Here is a 15,213-nt window from a genome sequence, read left to right as displayed (position 1 = left end):
GGGGTCATTTCGCGCAACGATTTGACACCCCGTATCATACCAAGAGGGCTCTTTTTTGTTCAAGTCCCCGAAAATCCTTCTAACAGGAATGCTCCTTTTATAAATTATTATGGTATTTAACAAATGGCATTATGCACAAACAACAAGTATCCACAAATGGAATCTTTACACTATTTTGAAATATCTATCCTATAAAAAAATCGGTTTCCGAAACAGGAGGAATTGAATCTGTTTGTTTATTGATTTAGCATTTCATGCTGAAGTTCCGGCTCTCTTATCATCGTGAGATAAACTATTGTAATGAATCAGGTTATGAGTGGGAAAAGTCATTAACCATATTAGTAATAACTTTCATTGGGAATAATTTTTAATATGAAAACCATCCTTTTTGACTTTAATCGGAACTGCGGAAGGAGAGAGAACCTTTGCAAAATAAACACATGCAGGACCGTATAACACAGCAACACGAGTCGCCTTCTGGCGGGCTTTGCACTTAGAAGCGGACTCTCCGCCGCATGCAAAGAATTCCTGATAGTTCGTACTTAGAAGGGACAGGCTGTGACTATTATCCATTTATAAGCAGGTATCTTTGGAGTTTTGTCCTTATTTAAAAAACTTCCATATCTGGATTGCCTCTACTAGTGCTGTTTGAAGTGAAAGATGTTATAGTTACTCTCGTAGCGATGAACGAAACAAACATGAAATGGTGAGTAGTCGCGGCTCATGTGTACATGAGTTGAGGAAAGTCCAGGCTCGCCCTGTGCTGAGATGCCCGGAGTGTTCGTGCCATCTACAAAGGTGGGCAGAGAGTCATCTCTGACGGCGGAGAAATCAGCTAAGTTCTTATGAATATGCTGAGATTATCCTGAAAGTGCCACAGTGACGGAGTTCTTCTGGAAACGGAGGAAATGGAACGAGGTAAACCCCGCGAGCGAGCAACCCAAACGAAGGTAGGGGCACCATCCTGAGGAAAGTGAACCAAATGGATGGATCGGTCAAATGATCGATAGTTATATGACTACACCTGTCAGTGCGAGATTGGCATCGTTTGAGCACGCAGGAACAGAACCTGGCTTACAGCCATTTCATGGGCCGAATATCGTTTATAAAAACATAAGGTATGGTTTTTCATATACATACCGTGCTAGACGGGGAGTTAGCGGTGCCCTGCCCTGTACCCGCAATCCGCTATAGCGGGGTTGAATGCTTATTTGAGGCTTGAGCATGTAAGGTCTGCCTTACAAAAGTGAGCGATGACAATTGGGTCCTGCGCAATGGGAACCTATGAATCTGGTCAGGTCCGGAAGGAAGCAGCCATAAGTAGACTTTTCCATGTGCCGTGGGGCAATCTGGTTCGAGTTACCTTTTGTAAGTAACGCTTGGTTGTTCCTGTCGAGAATAGGATGCACGGTTTACATACAAGGGACAGTACTTCTAATTGTTTTCATAGAATCAATTAGAAGTACCGTCTTTTTTTACATTTAAAAATAAATGATACCAAATACTTTAACTGGATAATACCTCCATGCCTAAAAATAGTTATGTAGACCAAACTAAGACCAAAAGATTCATATTTGAGGTGCTAAAATGAATCGAGTCGGAAAATATGCAATGGAAAAAGATATGGATGAAACGGAATTATTAAAAATGGTACTTGAGCTTCCAGAAAAGGATAAGATGTTAATGTGGTCAGAGGGATATATTGACCTAGTTATTGATAAATTGCCAAAGTATGGTCAGGATATTTTGGTGAATCGCAAAGAGAAATGGGAAGATACGAAGGCCTATTACCAAGAAAAGCTGGACAACATCCTTTCAAAGGAAGAAATGAAAATGAAAATGAAGAGCCAACGAAAAGAGTTTGCTCTTTTTGTCATGGAGAACTATAAAGAGTTTCAGTCTTTACTCTTCTTGTGTTATGACGAGAATTTAAAAGACGCTGATTTAAGAAAATTCGTTTACCGGAAAAGATACGGAGCAAGAAAAAGTTATTTAAAATAAAAAACTCAGAAGTTATACTGATTTGACACTGTAAATCAGTGAAGTATATCCTATATAAATGGGTGTTTAAAGTCCATGCAGTGTGATTTGGACATGGTCAACGTATTATTTTTTCAAAAATAGAAAAAGCTGTGCAACGAAAAGGAGTGGTTTTGCTGATGAAAATTGGTTTTATTGGGTTAGGAACGATGGGCTTGCCAATGGCAAATAATTTGCTAAAAAATGGCTATGAACTGACTATCTATAATCGAACAACAGCGAAAATGAAGGAACTGGAAGAGAAGGGGGCAAAGGGAGCTCATTCTCCGAAAGAAGTGGCAGAAAAAAGTGATGTTGTCTTCACGATCCTAACTGCCGATGCAGCGGTAGAGGAAGTCATTCTTGGAAAAGAAGGGATTATGAACGGTGCCCGCCCGGGGCTCGTTGTGGTCGATTCTAGTACGATCTCTCCAGCAACAAGTAAAAAAGTGGCAAAGGCACTCTCACATAAGGGAGCAGAGATGCTGGATGCACCCGTTGCAGGCAGTGAACCACATGCGATCGAAGGAACGTTAACGTTTATGGTTGGAGGAAAGAAAGAGATTTTTGAGAAATGTACCGATCTGTTTTTAGCAATGGGGAAAAACGCCTTTTATATGGGTGAAAATGGGAAAGGTTCCTATATGAAGCTGGCGAATAATATGATGTCTGCCATCAATCTTTTGTCGTTTGCTGAAGCTGTTACCATGGCGGCAAAGGCGGGCATTGACCCCGAGATTTTTGTGAAGGTTGTGAGCGGCGGAGGAGCAAGAAATGCAGCGGTCGATGGAAAAGCAGCGAAAGTGTTCAGCCGCGATTTTCATCCTCAATTCATGACAAAGCTCATGCACAAAGACCTGGGGCTTGCCTCTGATGTGGCCAAAGAGCTGGAGGTTTCCACGCCTATTCTAGCGATTGCCAAGGAACTGCTGCAAATGGCAAAGGCAAAAGGATTCGGAGAAGAAGATATGTCCGCTGTCATTAAATGCTACGAAGAATGGGCAGGAGTTACCGTTGAAAAATAAGACCGAAATGGATTGAACCGTTAATGAGAAAAGTTGAAAGAAAAAAACTGCGAATAGCAGTTTTTTCTATAAGGTCACTCTTCTGTTTGGTTGCCATTTTCACCTGAATTGTCTGCTGTACCGCCGCCTCCGACAGAATGCTGCTGTTCGGTGTTGGAACTTTCAATGGCAGCGTTAGTTCCCGCTGCGCTGTCATTTCCACCGCCGCTTGCAACCTGAGTAGCACCAGCCTGTTCCGTACTTGTTGTATTTACTTGATTATTTATTACAAGTATAAATTCCAGCTCTTGTTCCGAGTGTTCTTTATCCTCTTCTTTATGCGGTTCAATTTGATCACCGCTCATACCTGAATTATATGCCTTCCCTTCAGCGCCTACACTTTGCTGCTGCTTCGTATTTGATGAATCAATGGCTGCATTATTCCCGGCCGCGCTGTTGTGTCCAGCTCCACTGGCAATTTGTGTGGTATTGGGTGCACTTGTAAACTGATTATTAATGACAATGACAATTTTTCGTTTATCAGCAAGAGGACCCACAGTAATTTCTTGTCCATCTTCTTTTACAAATCGGAACGTGAAGGTCTGATTAAGTTCACTTTCATTCTTTTCCATATTCTCACCATCCTTTTATAACTAATACTATTACATGACAGATAATTAGAATGGCTTGGACAAAAGTATACTTTCTTATAAATATGTGAATACACTTGTTTCATAGATTGAAAATGGAGTGATGAATAATTAATGGAGTGATGAATATTTTTTATCGGAATCTAATGGAATCAGATTCATATCATTAAAGATTTTTTCGACCCATTATGAAAAAAACATTTGACCAAATTCATGTTCCAATGGAACTGGCTAGGACTCCTGAAGATACTGTCATTAACTATTGCGCGAAGCATTTTATATAGGAGAGCGAAGTTGCGGAACTGATCGGTCAATTGTGGCTTTAAAATAAAGTTGAATAGTTTTAAAAAAAGCTGCACCGGTTTGAAAAAAGTTTAAACGTTTATAAAAAAGATGAACCGGCATTTCCTATCTCTTATAAAGAAAAGATTTCAGTTTTTCTTGTGGATTAAGAACTTCCGTTAAATAGCTATTTAATTGAGAAGATTTCATTATATGCACTCCCTCTTTATAAATAAATTGTTTATGATTTGGTAGAAGGAATTGATCTTATTCAACCCAGGTTCATCAAAATAGGAATATCAAAACTATGTAATAAGGGGTGACACCTTCAAGATAATCCAAAGATGTCACTCTTTTTAATGGGGACCTAACGGTATGTTCTTGTTTAAAAATACTCACATACAAGAGGTGTTCGTTCTCTTGAAGGCTATCAGAGCATTCCAACTACCGGATGATTGTCCATCTGCTAAGTAGTTTGGTGCCCATTCTTGATTGATAATGCCTAACAGCATAGCTAGGTGGCGGCCGCCTGATTCCACTTTTGCCATACTTGCATATTGCGGCAGCATATGATAGGCAGCTTTATAATCTTTATTCATCAACATATCGACAAACTCTTTATCGAGAGCATGTTCAGAAAGGGTTGGTTTATTGTGTCTTCCACGTACAAGGTTATGGGATAGGGCACCGCTTGAGACGAAAATAACCTTCTTTTCTGTTTCTTGTAAAACCTTAGCGATTTCTTGACCCCATTTATACGTTTCTTCAAGATTAGCGGCTAACGTTACAGATAAGTTGACAACTGGAATATTTTCATTTGGAATAAGGTATCGTAAAGGAACAACCGTACCATAATCCCACTCGAAATACTGATCATATACCCCCTCTACAGCTAGATTGGCCTTTTTTCCTGCCTGCACAAGTAGATTGGCGAGATCTTCATCACCTGGGTAATGATATGGCACATCTTTAATCATATCTGGAGCTTCTTGTGCAGTTAGAAGTCCTTCATGAACTGCATTACAGTCAACATAATGTGTAAAAGTCGACGGCCAGTGACAAGAAACTAATACGACAGCGTCCGGTTTAATATTAGCAATATCCTTTGCGACTTCTTTCATCCCATCGACCATATTTTGTTGAAAGTCAGGTGCTTGATCCTCGTGGCAAATACTTGGAACATGTGGTGCAAGTATGCTTAATTCAATAGTCATTAATAATTCCTCCTCTTAATCTTTATCTCATGTTTCTATTATTCTTTCTCCGGAAAACGTTCAATCTGTTACTTTACGACATAATCTAGTAAAGTGTGAGCACCTTTCTCACTGATTTCTTTTGGAGGCCATACACATAAGTCAAATGGATAATCTGATCCTGCTACAACTCTATCCTCTCCAACTGTCTTCACAAGAAGGTCAATACTTTCTTGATTCCAAAGAACCGTATCATACCAAAAACGCTTTAAATACTCAGAAGGCGAGGCTTGTAAATTAGAAGAAACAAGATTCCATTGTTGATATCCTTTATCTAGTCGGCCCATTTGGTATGGGAGGAATCCACCACCATGGGCAAATAGAATTTTGATATTAGGATATTTATCAATAATGCCGCTTAACAGTAAATCAGTAGCGCAGACTGTTGTTTCCCACGGAACACCGATTAGGTTAGGCATCATTCTATTCTTTAACCGAGGATCATCGCTTAACAATGGATGAATAAACAGAATTGCTTTTAGCCTGTTTGCTTCTTCAAAAAATGGCTGAAAAAATGGATCCGAAAGCATCTGATGACCCAATCCTGGTCCAATAATTGCCCCTTTTAATCCAATACTAATAGCTTCATTTAAAATCTCAGCTGCCTTGACTGGATTAATTAATGGTACTGTTCCAAGGGCAGATATTTTCTCAGGAATCTCTTTCTTTAAATCAGCCAATGCCTTGTTATAGACTCTCGATATTTCTGTAGTAATCTCCAATGGGAAATCATACAAAAAAAGTTGTGGGATAGGAGAAATCATTGAATGTGTTACTCCGACCTTTTCTTGCTGAGTTATAAATACTTCAAAATCAATAAAAGAGTTTTTTAATTCAAATCCCCACTTGTCATTAATAACAAGAAAGGGCTCTTTATTTTCCTCTTTATTTGCCCATCTGGCATTTACTGTCTTTTGATTTTCTTTTATCCAATTAAGAACGTCTACAGGGATGAAGTGGGTATGGAAATCATGCATATTTCTGCTCCTTATTTTTAGTATTAAAGATCATTTCATCGTTCGGCAAAGGGTAATGCTGGCAAGAGATAAGGATTCTTTTCTTACCAAACTTGCATGACTTGAGCCCTTTCAGCGGCATCCCAAACAGGTAAAACAGTGAACCCATCTTGTTGGGCTAGTTCCCATTGTTCATCTCCATGACGAAGACCAATGAGAACATCAATCCCATGTTTCCTTAGAAACTTTGCCCGCTGCTGTCCTCCGTCATTTCCATAACCAAGTATGGCAACCGTTTTACTTCTATAGCATTTTAAAATTAATTGTTCGTATTCTTGATCCGTCATTTGTTTTCCACCTTTCTAAAAGGAGTAGACCTATAGTAGTTCTACTATTCATAATTTTGTTGTTATTATATCGGTAATAATTTTATAAGCCAAATTGATTCTATTAATAAACCCTATTAAAGAAGTAAATAGGCTAACAATCCTTTATAAATCTATTAGTTTTTTCTATATCGCCGATAAAAATAATCAATTTGATAATATCTGAATTTTATATAAAAATAGAATCATAAACCAATTCAAACCCAAAACAGGAGGAATGAAACATGTTATCAGTAGAAAATAATCAATTATTAACACAAACAGGACCTGGTACAAAAATGGGAGATGTTCTTAGACAATATTGGATTCCGGCACTTATGGCGGAGGAGCTTCCGCATCAGGATTGTCCACCGGTACGAGTCAAGCTTTTAGGTGAAGAATTAATTGCTATCCGTGATACAAATGGAAATCTTGGATTACTTGATGAATATTGTCCACAACGCAAGGTCTCTCTGTTTTATGGAAGAAATGAGCATTGTGGACTGAGATGTGCATACCATGGTTGGCTATTTGACACGGAAGGAAACTGTGTAGATGTCCCTTCTGAACCAGATTCGAATTTTAAAAATAAAGTAAAGATTAAATCTTATCCTTGCGAAGAACGCGGCGGTGTGATTTGGACTTACATGGGACCGTCTGAATTAAAGCCGGAATTACCAGAACAGGAATGGATGCTTGTTTCGGATAGTCAACGATATATTTCGAAAAAAGTTCAACAATGTAATTATTTTCAGGGATTAGAGGGTGGAATTGATTCTAGTCACGTTTCGATTCTTCACTCAGGTTCAGTTGGGGGCATTGGGGTTTCTGGAAAGAGTCAGAGTGCTTCTTTGTTAGGGAAAGATACGGCACCGCGTTTTGAAGTAGTCGATACTGATTACGGTTTACTAATCGGTGCAAGACGTGAAGCAGATGAGGAAAACTTCTATTGGAGAATTACACAGTTTCTAATGCCTTTTTATACGATGATCCCGCCATTTGGAGGAGCTCCAAGAGGAGGACATGCATGGGTGCCTATTGATGATGATAACTGTTGGGTTTGGACTTGGAGCTGGACACCGGATCGTGACCTTACAGAAGAGGAAATTAAACAAATGGCGTCAGGGGCGGGTATTCATCCGTTATTAATTCCTGGTACATTTATTACACAAGCCAATCCTAGCAATGATTTCTTAATCGATCGTGACATGCAGAAAAGAGGGGAATCATTCGCTGGAATCTTTGGAATCGGAATGGAAGATCACGCCGTTCAAACGAGTGCAGGGCCGATTGTGGATCGTTCAATAGAAAAGTTGGGAACAAGTGACACGGCTATTATAAAGGCAAGACAATGTTTATTAAAAGCAGTAAAATTGCTGGAAGACGGAGTAGACTTGCCCGCTCTTGAGCATAGCTCACATCATGTTCGTTCCGCTTCTGTTTTACTTCCAAAGGGAGTGCCATTCCAAGAAGGAGCAAAGGAAGCTTTACAATTAAGTGAACATGATTATGAGGCAGTTTAATCGATGGAGTATACTGAATATTCAAATTAATTAAATTGTTGTGTCGAATCAATACGCTCAACGAGTCCGAGGATCTCTCGCGATTCGTTGAGTATTATTTTTAACAAGAAAAACTGAAGAGGAGGAATTATATGTCTAGAGCAGCATTAGCAGCAGTTGCAACGGAAACAAAGCATACGGAAATTAGGAAGGTTTCTCTACCAGAGGTCAAAAGTGATACTGGTATATTGAAAATTGAAATTGTGGGGGTTTGTGGAACCGATGTAGCATATTATGAAAATTTAAAAGCACCAATGATTTTAGGTCACCATGTCGTCGGATATATTGATGAAGTGGGTGAATTGGCTTCAAAGCGATGGGGAGTGAAGCAGGGGGATCGAGTGGTTATGGAAGAGTATATTCCATGCGGTCAATGTGAAATGTGTCGAACAGGTTACTATCGCCTATGTTCTAATACAAATCCCAGGGAAAATGGAATTCGCTATGGTGCCACTCCGATTGCTGTTGAGCCTTCTCTGTATGGTGGCTTTAGTCAGTACCTATATTTACATCCAAATGCCGTCTTACACAAAATTCCTTCCCATGTTCCGGATGTTGAGGCTGCCTTAGCTTTGCCTTTGTCAAATGGATTTGAATGGATGCGCATTGTGGGCGGAATAGGTCCCGGCCAAGTAGTGGTCATACAAGGTCCTGGTCAACAAGGGCTTGCATGTGCTTTAGCTGCGAAAGCATCCGGAGCAGAAACGGTTATTATGACAGGAAGAAATAGCAGTTCGGAACGGTTAAAACTGGCCCTTGAGTTAGGTGCAGATTATACAGTGAATGTAAGCTCCGAGAATTTGGTTGACAGGGTATCTGAAATTACAAATGGAAAAATGGCCGATCTTGTAATTGATGTGACGAGTGGGGGGACAGACCCGGTTGTCTCTTCTCTAGAGGCTGCCAAAACAGGTGGAACTGTATTATTGGGAGCGGCAAAATACAAGCGTTTTAATGACTTTGATCTTGATATTATTTACAATAAGACATTAACGGTTAAGGGAGTTCGCGGACATAGCTATAAATCTGTCCAAATGGCAGTCGATTTCATTGCATCAGGAAAGTTCCCTCTAGCAATGATGAACTCCCATAACTTTAAATTAAGCGACACGGATCTCGCACTAAGAACAGCTGCAGGAGAAACCGATCCTTCCCGATTATTAGTAACCGTTTCTCCGTGGCTCTAAATCAATATATCCATAAAAAAAGCCCCTGTTACAGAGGGGCCTTTTTACTGTTTGAAGGTAAAGTGTACGTTTGAAATAGTATTATCAATTATCATATCCCTGACAGAAGACTCTGGTTATTTACTTAGAGTTGTCCCTGATGGATTGCTTAGAATGGACTACTTTCTTCCACTAATCTTCTTATTTAGCGCATAAAGCGATTGCCCTTTTTCATAGCTCAATGGCTAAATATAAAGGATTGGCGAAAGGTTATTTGGTTTGTAGCAATAGCTTCAATAGTACTTTCTTTGATTTATCCTAGTAATAACGTAGCGTCTGTTTCTTATCTTGAAAAATATTGGCTTCCATTTGTTCTCCCCATAAATATGATAGGTATTCCCTTGTTCCTTTGGGGGATTGGAGTTATTCGTAAAAATTCAAAACAAATGTAACCGTCAAGTGAACTTTAGTTTAGCAGTTACAACAAATTGATGAGTAATAATAAAGCAAGTGTAAAATAGGCTCCAACTGATAAACAGGTGGGGCCTATTTTACGCTACGAGCGATAAATAAACAAATACTCGCTTACGTAATGAAGCAATTTATTCCAAGTCGTTCCATCGAATTTATCGATAATCGGATTAGTCGGTTTATCGCACAATATGGGAAATGTGCCGTTATAGGAATTGAATTAGGACTGGACGATTGGTATTGTCATGATAAAACAACGTACTATCTTACAAAAGATGATTCATACAGGAATTTAACGATATTGAATGAATCCGTTCACCGCCTCATTCACAAGAGAAATCAAGAGAAAATACAAGTGCTGTTAAACGCACTCAAGTTAAATAAAAAACAACTGGAAAAGGTCCATGAATTGAGTGAGCAATGCCTGAACGGAGTCATTTGATTACCTTTCATCTTGCATATATATAAAATTCTGAATGAATTGGATTAGTTGGGGCGCCGTATGCGATGAAAGTCGCACGTACAGGTGCTAACAGGGGGAAAAGGGGGCGATAACTTCAAACCCTTACCTCTCTGTATAATTGGGAATAAATAGCATACCAATCTGAAAGTTTGTAATTTTATGAATAAACCTATATATTTACTTATGATTCATAATTAAAATAAGAAGGAGGTTGTAGTTATGAGAGACAAATATTTATGTACAAATATTAAAGATTTACGTCAGAATATAAATGCCAATACGGTTAGTGCTGCATTAGTTGCATCTATTTTTGGATGTACAGGCCCTGTTTTAAATATTATTAGTGGAGCCACAAATGGCGGCTTGACTTATGCACAGACAATAAGCTGGATATTCGCTATTTACTTTTTTAGTGGATTAGTTGGTATATTTTTGTCATTAAAGTATCGGCAGCCTATTTCAGGTGCAGGTACCCTTCCGGGAGCTGTATTAGTTGCAGGTTCCTTAGCTCATTTTTCATTAAACGAGGCAATCGGTGCATATCTAGCAGCAAATATTATTGTCTTTCTTCTTGGCACGTCAGGTTTAATCGACAAAGTGATGAAATGGATACCCATTCCAATAGTTATGGCAATGATTGTTGGCGTGATGATTCGTTTTGCGACAGATATGATCACATCTATTACTATCTCACCAGTACTAGCAGGTTCTGCTATTCTAGTATTTTTGCTTTCATCACGTTTTTTGAAAAAGGTTCCACCTGTTTTAACGGCATTAATTGCAGCGGTCCTATTGGCCATCTTCACCAATGCATTTGAAATTCAGAGTATTCAATACTCATTTATGATTCCACAATTAATCGTGCCGGTATTTAGTCTTGAAGCTATTTTGTCTATTGGTATTCCACTTGCATTACTTATCATTTGCAGTGAAAATGCCCAAGCAACAGGGGTGCTATTGGCTCAAGGATATAAGCCACCAAACAGTGCAATGGCCATTTACGGTTCCGCCGTCGGCCTCATTGCCTCATTCTTCGGTGGTCATGCGACAAATATCGCTGGAACGATGACGGCGATTTGTTCCGCAAAAGAAGTAGGAGAGAAAGAAAGCCGATATGCATCGTCGGTTATGAATGGGGTTTTCTTTTCTACCTTTGGACTATTAGCGTCTCTAATCGTTCCTTTTGTTATAGCTATGCCCATTGTGATCGTAAATGTGATCGCCGGGCTAGCCATGCTGGGTATTCTGATTAATTCACTAAAAATAGCTTTTTCTGATAGTAAGTTTCAAATGGGTGCTTTTTTTGCCTTAATTATTGGAATATCAGGTGTGAATTTTTTCAATATTAGCGCTCCACTGTGGGCAATTCTTGGAGGTTTACTTGTTTCATTTCTAATTGAAAAAGACCATTTTAAATTGAGATCAAAGGTATGTGACCAAATAGTACCAATGGATCGAAAAGTAAAAATAAGTCGTTAAAATAGGTCCCCTAATATTGAGGTAACTAACCCCATGAAGTTGTGGATTTGAAATAAAGTCGTACTGTTTTGAAAAAGTTATACCGTTAAAAAGTTGTACCCTTATACCTCCTGTGGAACTTTATCTAAAGGGATTTTTCTATAGTGAAAAGATTATTTCGTTATAGGGCTAATTAATGGAGGATCAATATTAAGAAAAATTGAATAATTCTGGTAACACGAGTATGGTTTTTGTAAAAGATTGTATTTAAACTAGAGAGACAGGATTGTTTAGGATTTTAAAAGAATATGGAATAAGGGGTGTATAAGATGTTTATAAAACAGCCATTTGATCAATTTTTACGTTTGAAATACAAAAAGCTTGATGATAATAATTTGCAAATTATAATGCCAGTTCAGGACCTATTCATTAATAGTGCAGGGGTTATTCATGGTGGTATCATTTCTTCATTGGCTGATGTAGCTGTATCAAACTTGTTACCAGCGGATGAAGATGGTATACAACAAGCTGTAACAGTTGATTTAAATGTTTCTTTTTTGAAACCTGCTACTGGTACATACTTGATGGCAAATGCCAAAATTGAAAAGCAGGGTAAAACTTTAATTCACACGGAGTGTTCCATTTATAACGATAAACAAGAAATTGTAGCTAAATCTAAAGCAATCCTATTTCGCACATAGGCCACAAAATTCCAAGAGGGCTTTTAATTTATGCAAGAAAAAAAATAACTACATAAACTAATTACAAAATTATTTTGGGTGTCTCATAAGAAAAGGTATCTAAACAATTCCTTCGTATTCCAAACGTATACTCGCTACATAGTTTGTACATATTAAGAGAAAACTATGGGGGGAATTTTAGTTGGAGTGGATTTTTTATCTATACCTGTTAAATACGTTCTTTATGTTAATCATAGCAATTTGGGAAGTTCGTCGTCCTGCCAAGGCTTTGAATTGGATAGTAATCGTCCTTGTTTTGCCTATCATTGGTTTCTGGCTATATCTTAGCACATCAAATCCCAAGATTATTCATCGGAAAAGATTGACCTCTTCTCATAATGAGTCTGATAAATTACCTGATACATATAGTGAGTCAGCTTCGATAATCGCCGATGCTTTACGGCATTTCACTGTGCATGGGCTTCGAGTCGGCAAAGTCCAAGTACTAAACAATGGAATAGCAAAATATGAACAACTCATCGAATCCCTACAAAAAGCCCAAAAAACCATTGATCTGGAATATTACATCTATCGGAATGACCAAATAGGTAAACGAATCACAGAACTGCTGATCGAAAAAGCAGTAAACGGAGTGCGGGTTCGTTTTATTAGAGATGGTTGGGGGAGTAAAAAATTTCCGCGTCAAAAAATCCTTCAGATGGTGGATGCAGGGATAGAATGCCGGATAATATTTCCTTTACGCTTTCCCTGGATTTTATCCAATTGGAATTATCGGGATCATTGTAAGATTGTCATGGTCGACGGAAAGAAAGCTTTTACCGGTGGTATGAACGTAGGATATGAATATACAGGATTGAATCCTGACGTTGGCTTCTGGCGGGATACTCATTTACAAATAACAGGAGAAGCATCAGTCGATTTGCAGACTGTCTTTGACGTTCATTGGAATATTGCTGTGCCGGAACGGATAAAATCGAAAACAAATCTGAAAACAAAATCTGAGGTAACGAAAATCAATCCAATCGGAAGAGTAGATCTTTCCAGATGGTCAGCCGAATTGGGGTCAGATTTGAGCACCATAGATGGTAAAGAGATGTACATATATCCAAAGACAGGGATATTGCAAAAGGCGTACATCCATACGTTGGAAGGAAACCCTGGAATTCCTACTCCAGTTATTCGTCAAGCTTACTTTATTTGTATAACACAGGCGACCAAGACTATTGATATAACAACACCCTACTTTGTACCAGAAACAGATATTATCATGGCATTAAAGACAGCTGTGGCTCGTGGTGTGCACGTAAGATTGCTGGTTCCTCGCCACATTGATCAAAAAATCGTGGGCTTTGCAAGTCGTACCTATTACGGGGAACTTATTGAAGCTGGGGTCCAAATCTACCAGTACAATAAAGGAATGTTACATGCGAAACTGATGATCATTGATGAGGAAATTGCAGAAGTAGGCGCAGCAAACTATGATATGAGAAGTTTTCGCCTGAATTATGAAGTGTGTCAAGTCGTGTATAGTGCTGATGTGGCAAGGGAACTCACAGAGCAGTTCGAGAGGGATCTTACTGATTCTGTACCATTAAGAATTGAAGACTTGTTGCAACGATCCCTGACCGAGCGCATTGTTGATCAGGGTGCTCGCCTGCTTTCTCCATTATTATAAGTTGATGTATCCTGTTTTTAATGTTCTATCTTAGATCTAGACCTAAAAAACTTTTGTTTTTAAAATATTTCTGATTTATTTGAAAGGATCGAAAACCTGTGTTATAAGAACTTCCAACATGGGTTTTTTCTTATTTACGATGGAAATTCATTACTAAAAAGCGGTAATACTAAAAGGCAGCTCAAAGAGTTTGAATTCAAAAATATCTGTTACCTTTTAATTTAAATATAGGGGTGATAGCAATAAATAATATATTTGAAAATCTTAAGGAAATACGTTTATTAGAAGATAAGCTCTATCATTTAGAATTAATTGGTTGGCTAAAAAATGAGTTTTTAACTTGGGAATGGTGGATTCTAGTAGCTTTTTTAATTGTGCCTTGGGTTATATGGGCTAAACTTGTTAAACGAGACATTATTTTAGAAATTTTGTTATTTGGTACCATAATTATCTTGACAACAACCTTATTAGATGTAGTTGGTGCACAATATAGTTTTTGGGATTACCCCATTGCATTCCTACCTATTATTCCTCGGGCCTTTCCTTTTGATTTTTCAATGGTACCTGTAGCTTACATGTTGTTATATCAATATTTTAGAACATGGAAATCTTTTATTTTAGCCCAGATCATTATGGCACTAACATATGCCTTTATAGGTGAACCCTTTTGCGAGTGGGTCAAACTTGTTAATTATTTAGAGTGGAGATACAGATATTCATTCATTTATTATATCATTGTTGGAATTGTAACTCGAGCTTTAATACTAAAACTAGCCTCTTTATCTAAACCTCAAGATCTTACAACTAAGTAAAATTTAAATTGGAGGAAAAAACTTTGGAAGAGGTTAATATTGGTTTACTGACGATCAGAGTCATCGTTGGTTTTCCACTTTATTTTTTATCATTATCATAACAGGCAGAACATCAATCTATCAGTTAATCCCGTTTCATCTAGTTTTTGTGTTAGTACTTGGAGATTTTTTAGGAAATGTATATGAAAATGGACTTAACTAAAAAGATAAACATTCTTAAACACCCCATAAAAGATTACCTAAGTTAAACTGCAAATAAAGACATTTGAATGAATTTCATTGTAAGCCCGTATTCAAACAACGCATATAAATAGAGCTGCACCTCCGGTACTATAAAACTATCAATATAGAAGGAGGTGCTTTTCATATGCCTAAA

13 protein-coding genes and 2 other RNA genes are annotated in these 15,213 nt (G+C 38.2%); 11 read left to right on the top strand and 4 right to left on the bottom strand.

Annotated features, from left to right (window positions below):
* Positions 1-702 precede the first annotated feature (702 nt).
* The 4 genes from rnpB (at position 703) to HNR53_RS22470 (ending at position 3,044) form a co-directional block, all read left to right on the top strand.
* Positions 703-1,082, top strand: an RNA gene (rnpB, locus tag HNR53_RS22485) — RNase P RNA component class B.
* Between the two features lie 57 nt (positions 1,083-1,139).
* Positions 1,140-1,411, top strand: an RNA gene (ffs, locus tag HNR53_RS22480) — signal recognition particle sRNA large type.
* A gap of 176 nt (positions 1,412-1,587) precedes the next feature.
* Positions 1,588-2,001: a hypothetical protein gene (locus tag HNR53_RS22475; protein ID WP_184530317.1), complete on the top strand. Its 414-nt coding sequence runs from the start codon at positions 1,588-1,590 to the stop codon at positions 1,999-2,001.
* 158 nt (positions 2,002-2,159) lie between these two features.
* Entirely contained in the window at positions 2,160-3,044 is an 885-nt protein-coding gene (locus HNR53_RS22470; protein WP_246439780.1) for an NAD(P)-dependent oxidoreductase, read from the top strand.
* Positions 3,045-3,118: 74 nt separating this feature from the next.
* Here HNR53_RS22470 and HNR53_RS22465 read toward each other — a convergent pair whose 3' ends face one another.
* The 4 genes from HNR53_RS22465 to HNR53_RS22450 form a co-directional block, all read right to left on the bottom strand.
* Complete coding sequence (locus tag HNR53_RS22465; protein WP_184530314.1) at positions 3,119-3,655, bottom strand: hypothetical protein; 537 nt, start codon at positions 3,653-3,655, stop codon at positions 3,119-3,121.
* A gap of 695 nt (positions 3,656-4,350) precedes the next feature.
* Positions 4,351-5,169 (bottom strand): DODA-type extradiol aromatic ring-opening family dioxygenase, encoded by an 819-nt coding sequence (locus tag HNR53_RS22460; RefSeq protein WP_184530312.1) that lies wholly within the window; start codon positions 5,167-5,169, stop codon positions 4,351-4,353.
* A gap of 68 nt (positions 5,170-5,237) precedes the next feature.
* Positions 5,238-6,185, bottom strand: coding sequence for an amidohydrolase family protein (locus HNR53_RS22455; protein ID WP_184530310.1), 948 nt, complete (start codon positions 6,183-6,185; stop codon positions 5,238-5,240).
* A gap of 83 nt (positions 6,186-6,268) precedes the next feature.
* On the bottom strand, positions 6,269-6,511 hold the full coding sequence (locus tag HNR53_RS22450; RefSeq protein WP_184530308.1) for a Rossmann-fold NAD(P)-binding domain-containing protein: 243 nt from the start codon (positions 6,509-6,511) through the stop codon (positions 6,269-6,271).
* 263 nt (positions 6,512-6,774) lie between these two features.
* On the opposite strand from HNR53_RS22450, the gene HNR53_RS22445 reads away from it, so the two are divergent.
* The 7 genes from HNR53_RS22445 (at position 6,775) to HNR53_RS22415 (ending at position 14,837) form a co-directional block, all read left to right on the top strand.
* Positions 6,775-8,052 carry a Rieske 2Fe-2S domain-containing protein gene (locus HNR53_RS22445; protein WP_184530306.1) on the top strand — a complete coding sequence of 426 codons (1,278 nt, stop codon included), beginning with the start codon at positions 6,775-6,777 and terminating at the stop codon, positions 8,050-8,052.
* 131 nt (positions 8,053-8,183) lie between these two features.
* A complete protein-coding gene (locus HNR53_RS22440) occupies positions 8,184-9,278 on the top strand; it encodes a zinc-dependent alcohol dehydrogenase (RefSeq protein ID WP_184530304.1) in 1,095 nt (364 codons plus the stop codon).
* Between the two features lie 571 nt (positions 9,279-9,849).
* Entirely contained in the window at positions 9,850-10,170 is a 321-nt protein-coding gene (locus tag HNR53_RS22435) for a hypothetical protein (RefSeq protein WP_184530302.1), read from the top strand.
* 240 nt (positions 10,171-10,410) lie between these two features.
* Positions 10,411-11,670: a benzoate/H(+) symporter BenE family transporter gene (locus HNR53_RS22430; RefSeq protein ID WP_184530300.1), complete on the top strand. Its 1,260-nt coding sequence runs from the start codon at positions 10,411-10,413 to the stop codon at positions 11,668-11,670.
* A gap of 308 nt (positions 11,671-11,978) precedes the next feature.
* On the top strand, positions 11,979-12,350 hold the full coding sequence (locus HNR53_RS22425) for a PaaI family thioesterase (protein WP_184530298.1): 372 nt from the start codon (positions 11,979-11,981) through the stop codon (positions 12,348-12,350).
* A gap of 181 nt (positions 12,351-12,531) precedes the next feature.
* The gene (locus HNR53_RS22420; RefSeq protein ID WP_184530296.1) at positions 12,532-14,025 is read left to right on the top strand and encodes a phospholipase D-like domain-containing protein; all 1,494 of its coding nucleotides are present in this window, start codon (positions 12,532-12,534) and stop codon (positions 14,023-14,025) included.
* Positions 14,026-14,258: 233 nt separating this feature from the next.
* Positions 14,259-14,837 (top strand): CBO0543 family protein, encoded by a 579-nt coding sequence (locus HNR53_RS22415; RefSeq protein ID WP_184530294.1) that lies wholly within the window; start codon positions 14,259-14,261, stop codon positions 14,835-14,837.
* The last annotated feature ends 376 nt before the right edge of the window (positions 14,838-15,213 follow it).

This window comes from Bacillus benzoevorans (genome assembly GCF_014207535.1).
GTDB lineage: Bacteria > Bacillota > Bacilli > Bacillales > Cytobacillaceae > Bacillus_BD > Bacillus_BD benzoevorans.
The sequence above is the reverse complement of the archived record's forward strand: the minus strand, read 5'-3'. Positions and strand labels throughout refer to the sequence as shown.

Excerpts from the sequence above, each read along its gene's own strand:
- HNR53_RS22450 (WP_184530308.1), bottom strand. The coding sequence starts at position 6,511 with ATGACGGATCAAGAATACGAACAATTAATTTTAAAATGCTATAGAAGT.
- HNR53_RS22475 (WP_184530317.1), top strand. The coding sequence starts at position 1,588 with ATGAATCGAGTCGGAAAATATGCAATGGAAAAAGATATGGATGAAACG.
- HNR53_RS22460 (WP_184530312.1), bottom strand. The coding sequence starts at position 5,169 with ATGACTATTGAATTAAGCATACTTGCACCACATGTTCCAAGTATTTGC.
- HNR53_RS22455 (WP_184530310.1), bottom strand. The coding sequence starts at position 6,185 with ATGCATGATTTCCATACCCACTTCATCCCTGTAGACGTTCTTAATTGG.
- HNR53_RS22445 (WP_184530306.1), top strand. The coding sequence starts at position 6,775 with ATGTTATCAGTAGAAAATAATCAATTATTAACACAAACAGGACCTGGT.
- HNR53_RS22440 (WP_184530304.1), top strand. The coding sequence starts at position 8,184 with ATGTCTAGAGCAGCATTAGCAGCAGTTGCAACGGAAACAAAGCATACG.
- HNR53_RS22435 (WP_184530302.1), top strand. The coding sequence starts at position 9,850 with ATGAAGCAATTTATTCCAAGTCGTTCCATCGAATTTATCGATAATCGG.
- HNR53_RS22465 (WP_184530314.1), bottom strand. The coding sequence starts at position 3,655 with ATGGAAAAGAATGAAAGTGAACTTAATCAGACCTTCACGTTCCGATTT.
- HNR53_RS22470 (WP_246439780.1), top strand. The coding sequence starts at position 2,160 with ATGAAAATTGGTTTTATTGGGTTAGGAACGATGGGCTTGCCAATGGCA.
- HNR53_RS22425 (WP_184530298.1), top strand. The coding sequence starts at position 11,979 with ATGTTTATAAAACAGCCATTTGATCAATTTTTACGTTTGAAATACAAA.
- HNR53_RS22430 (WP_184530300.1), top strand. The coding sequence starts at position 10,411 with ATGAGAGACAAATATTTATGTACAAATATTAAAGATTTACGTCAGAAT.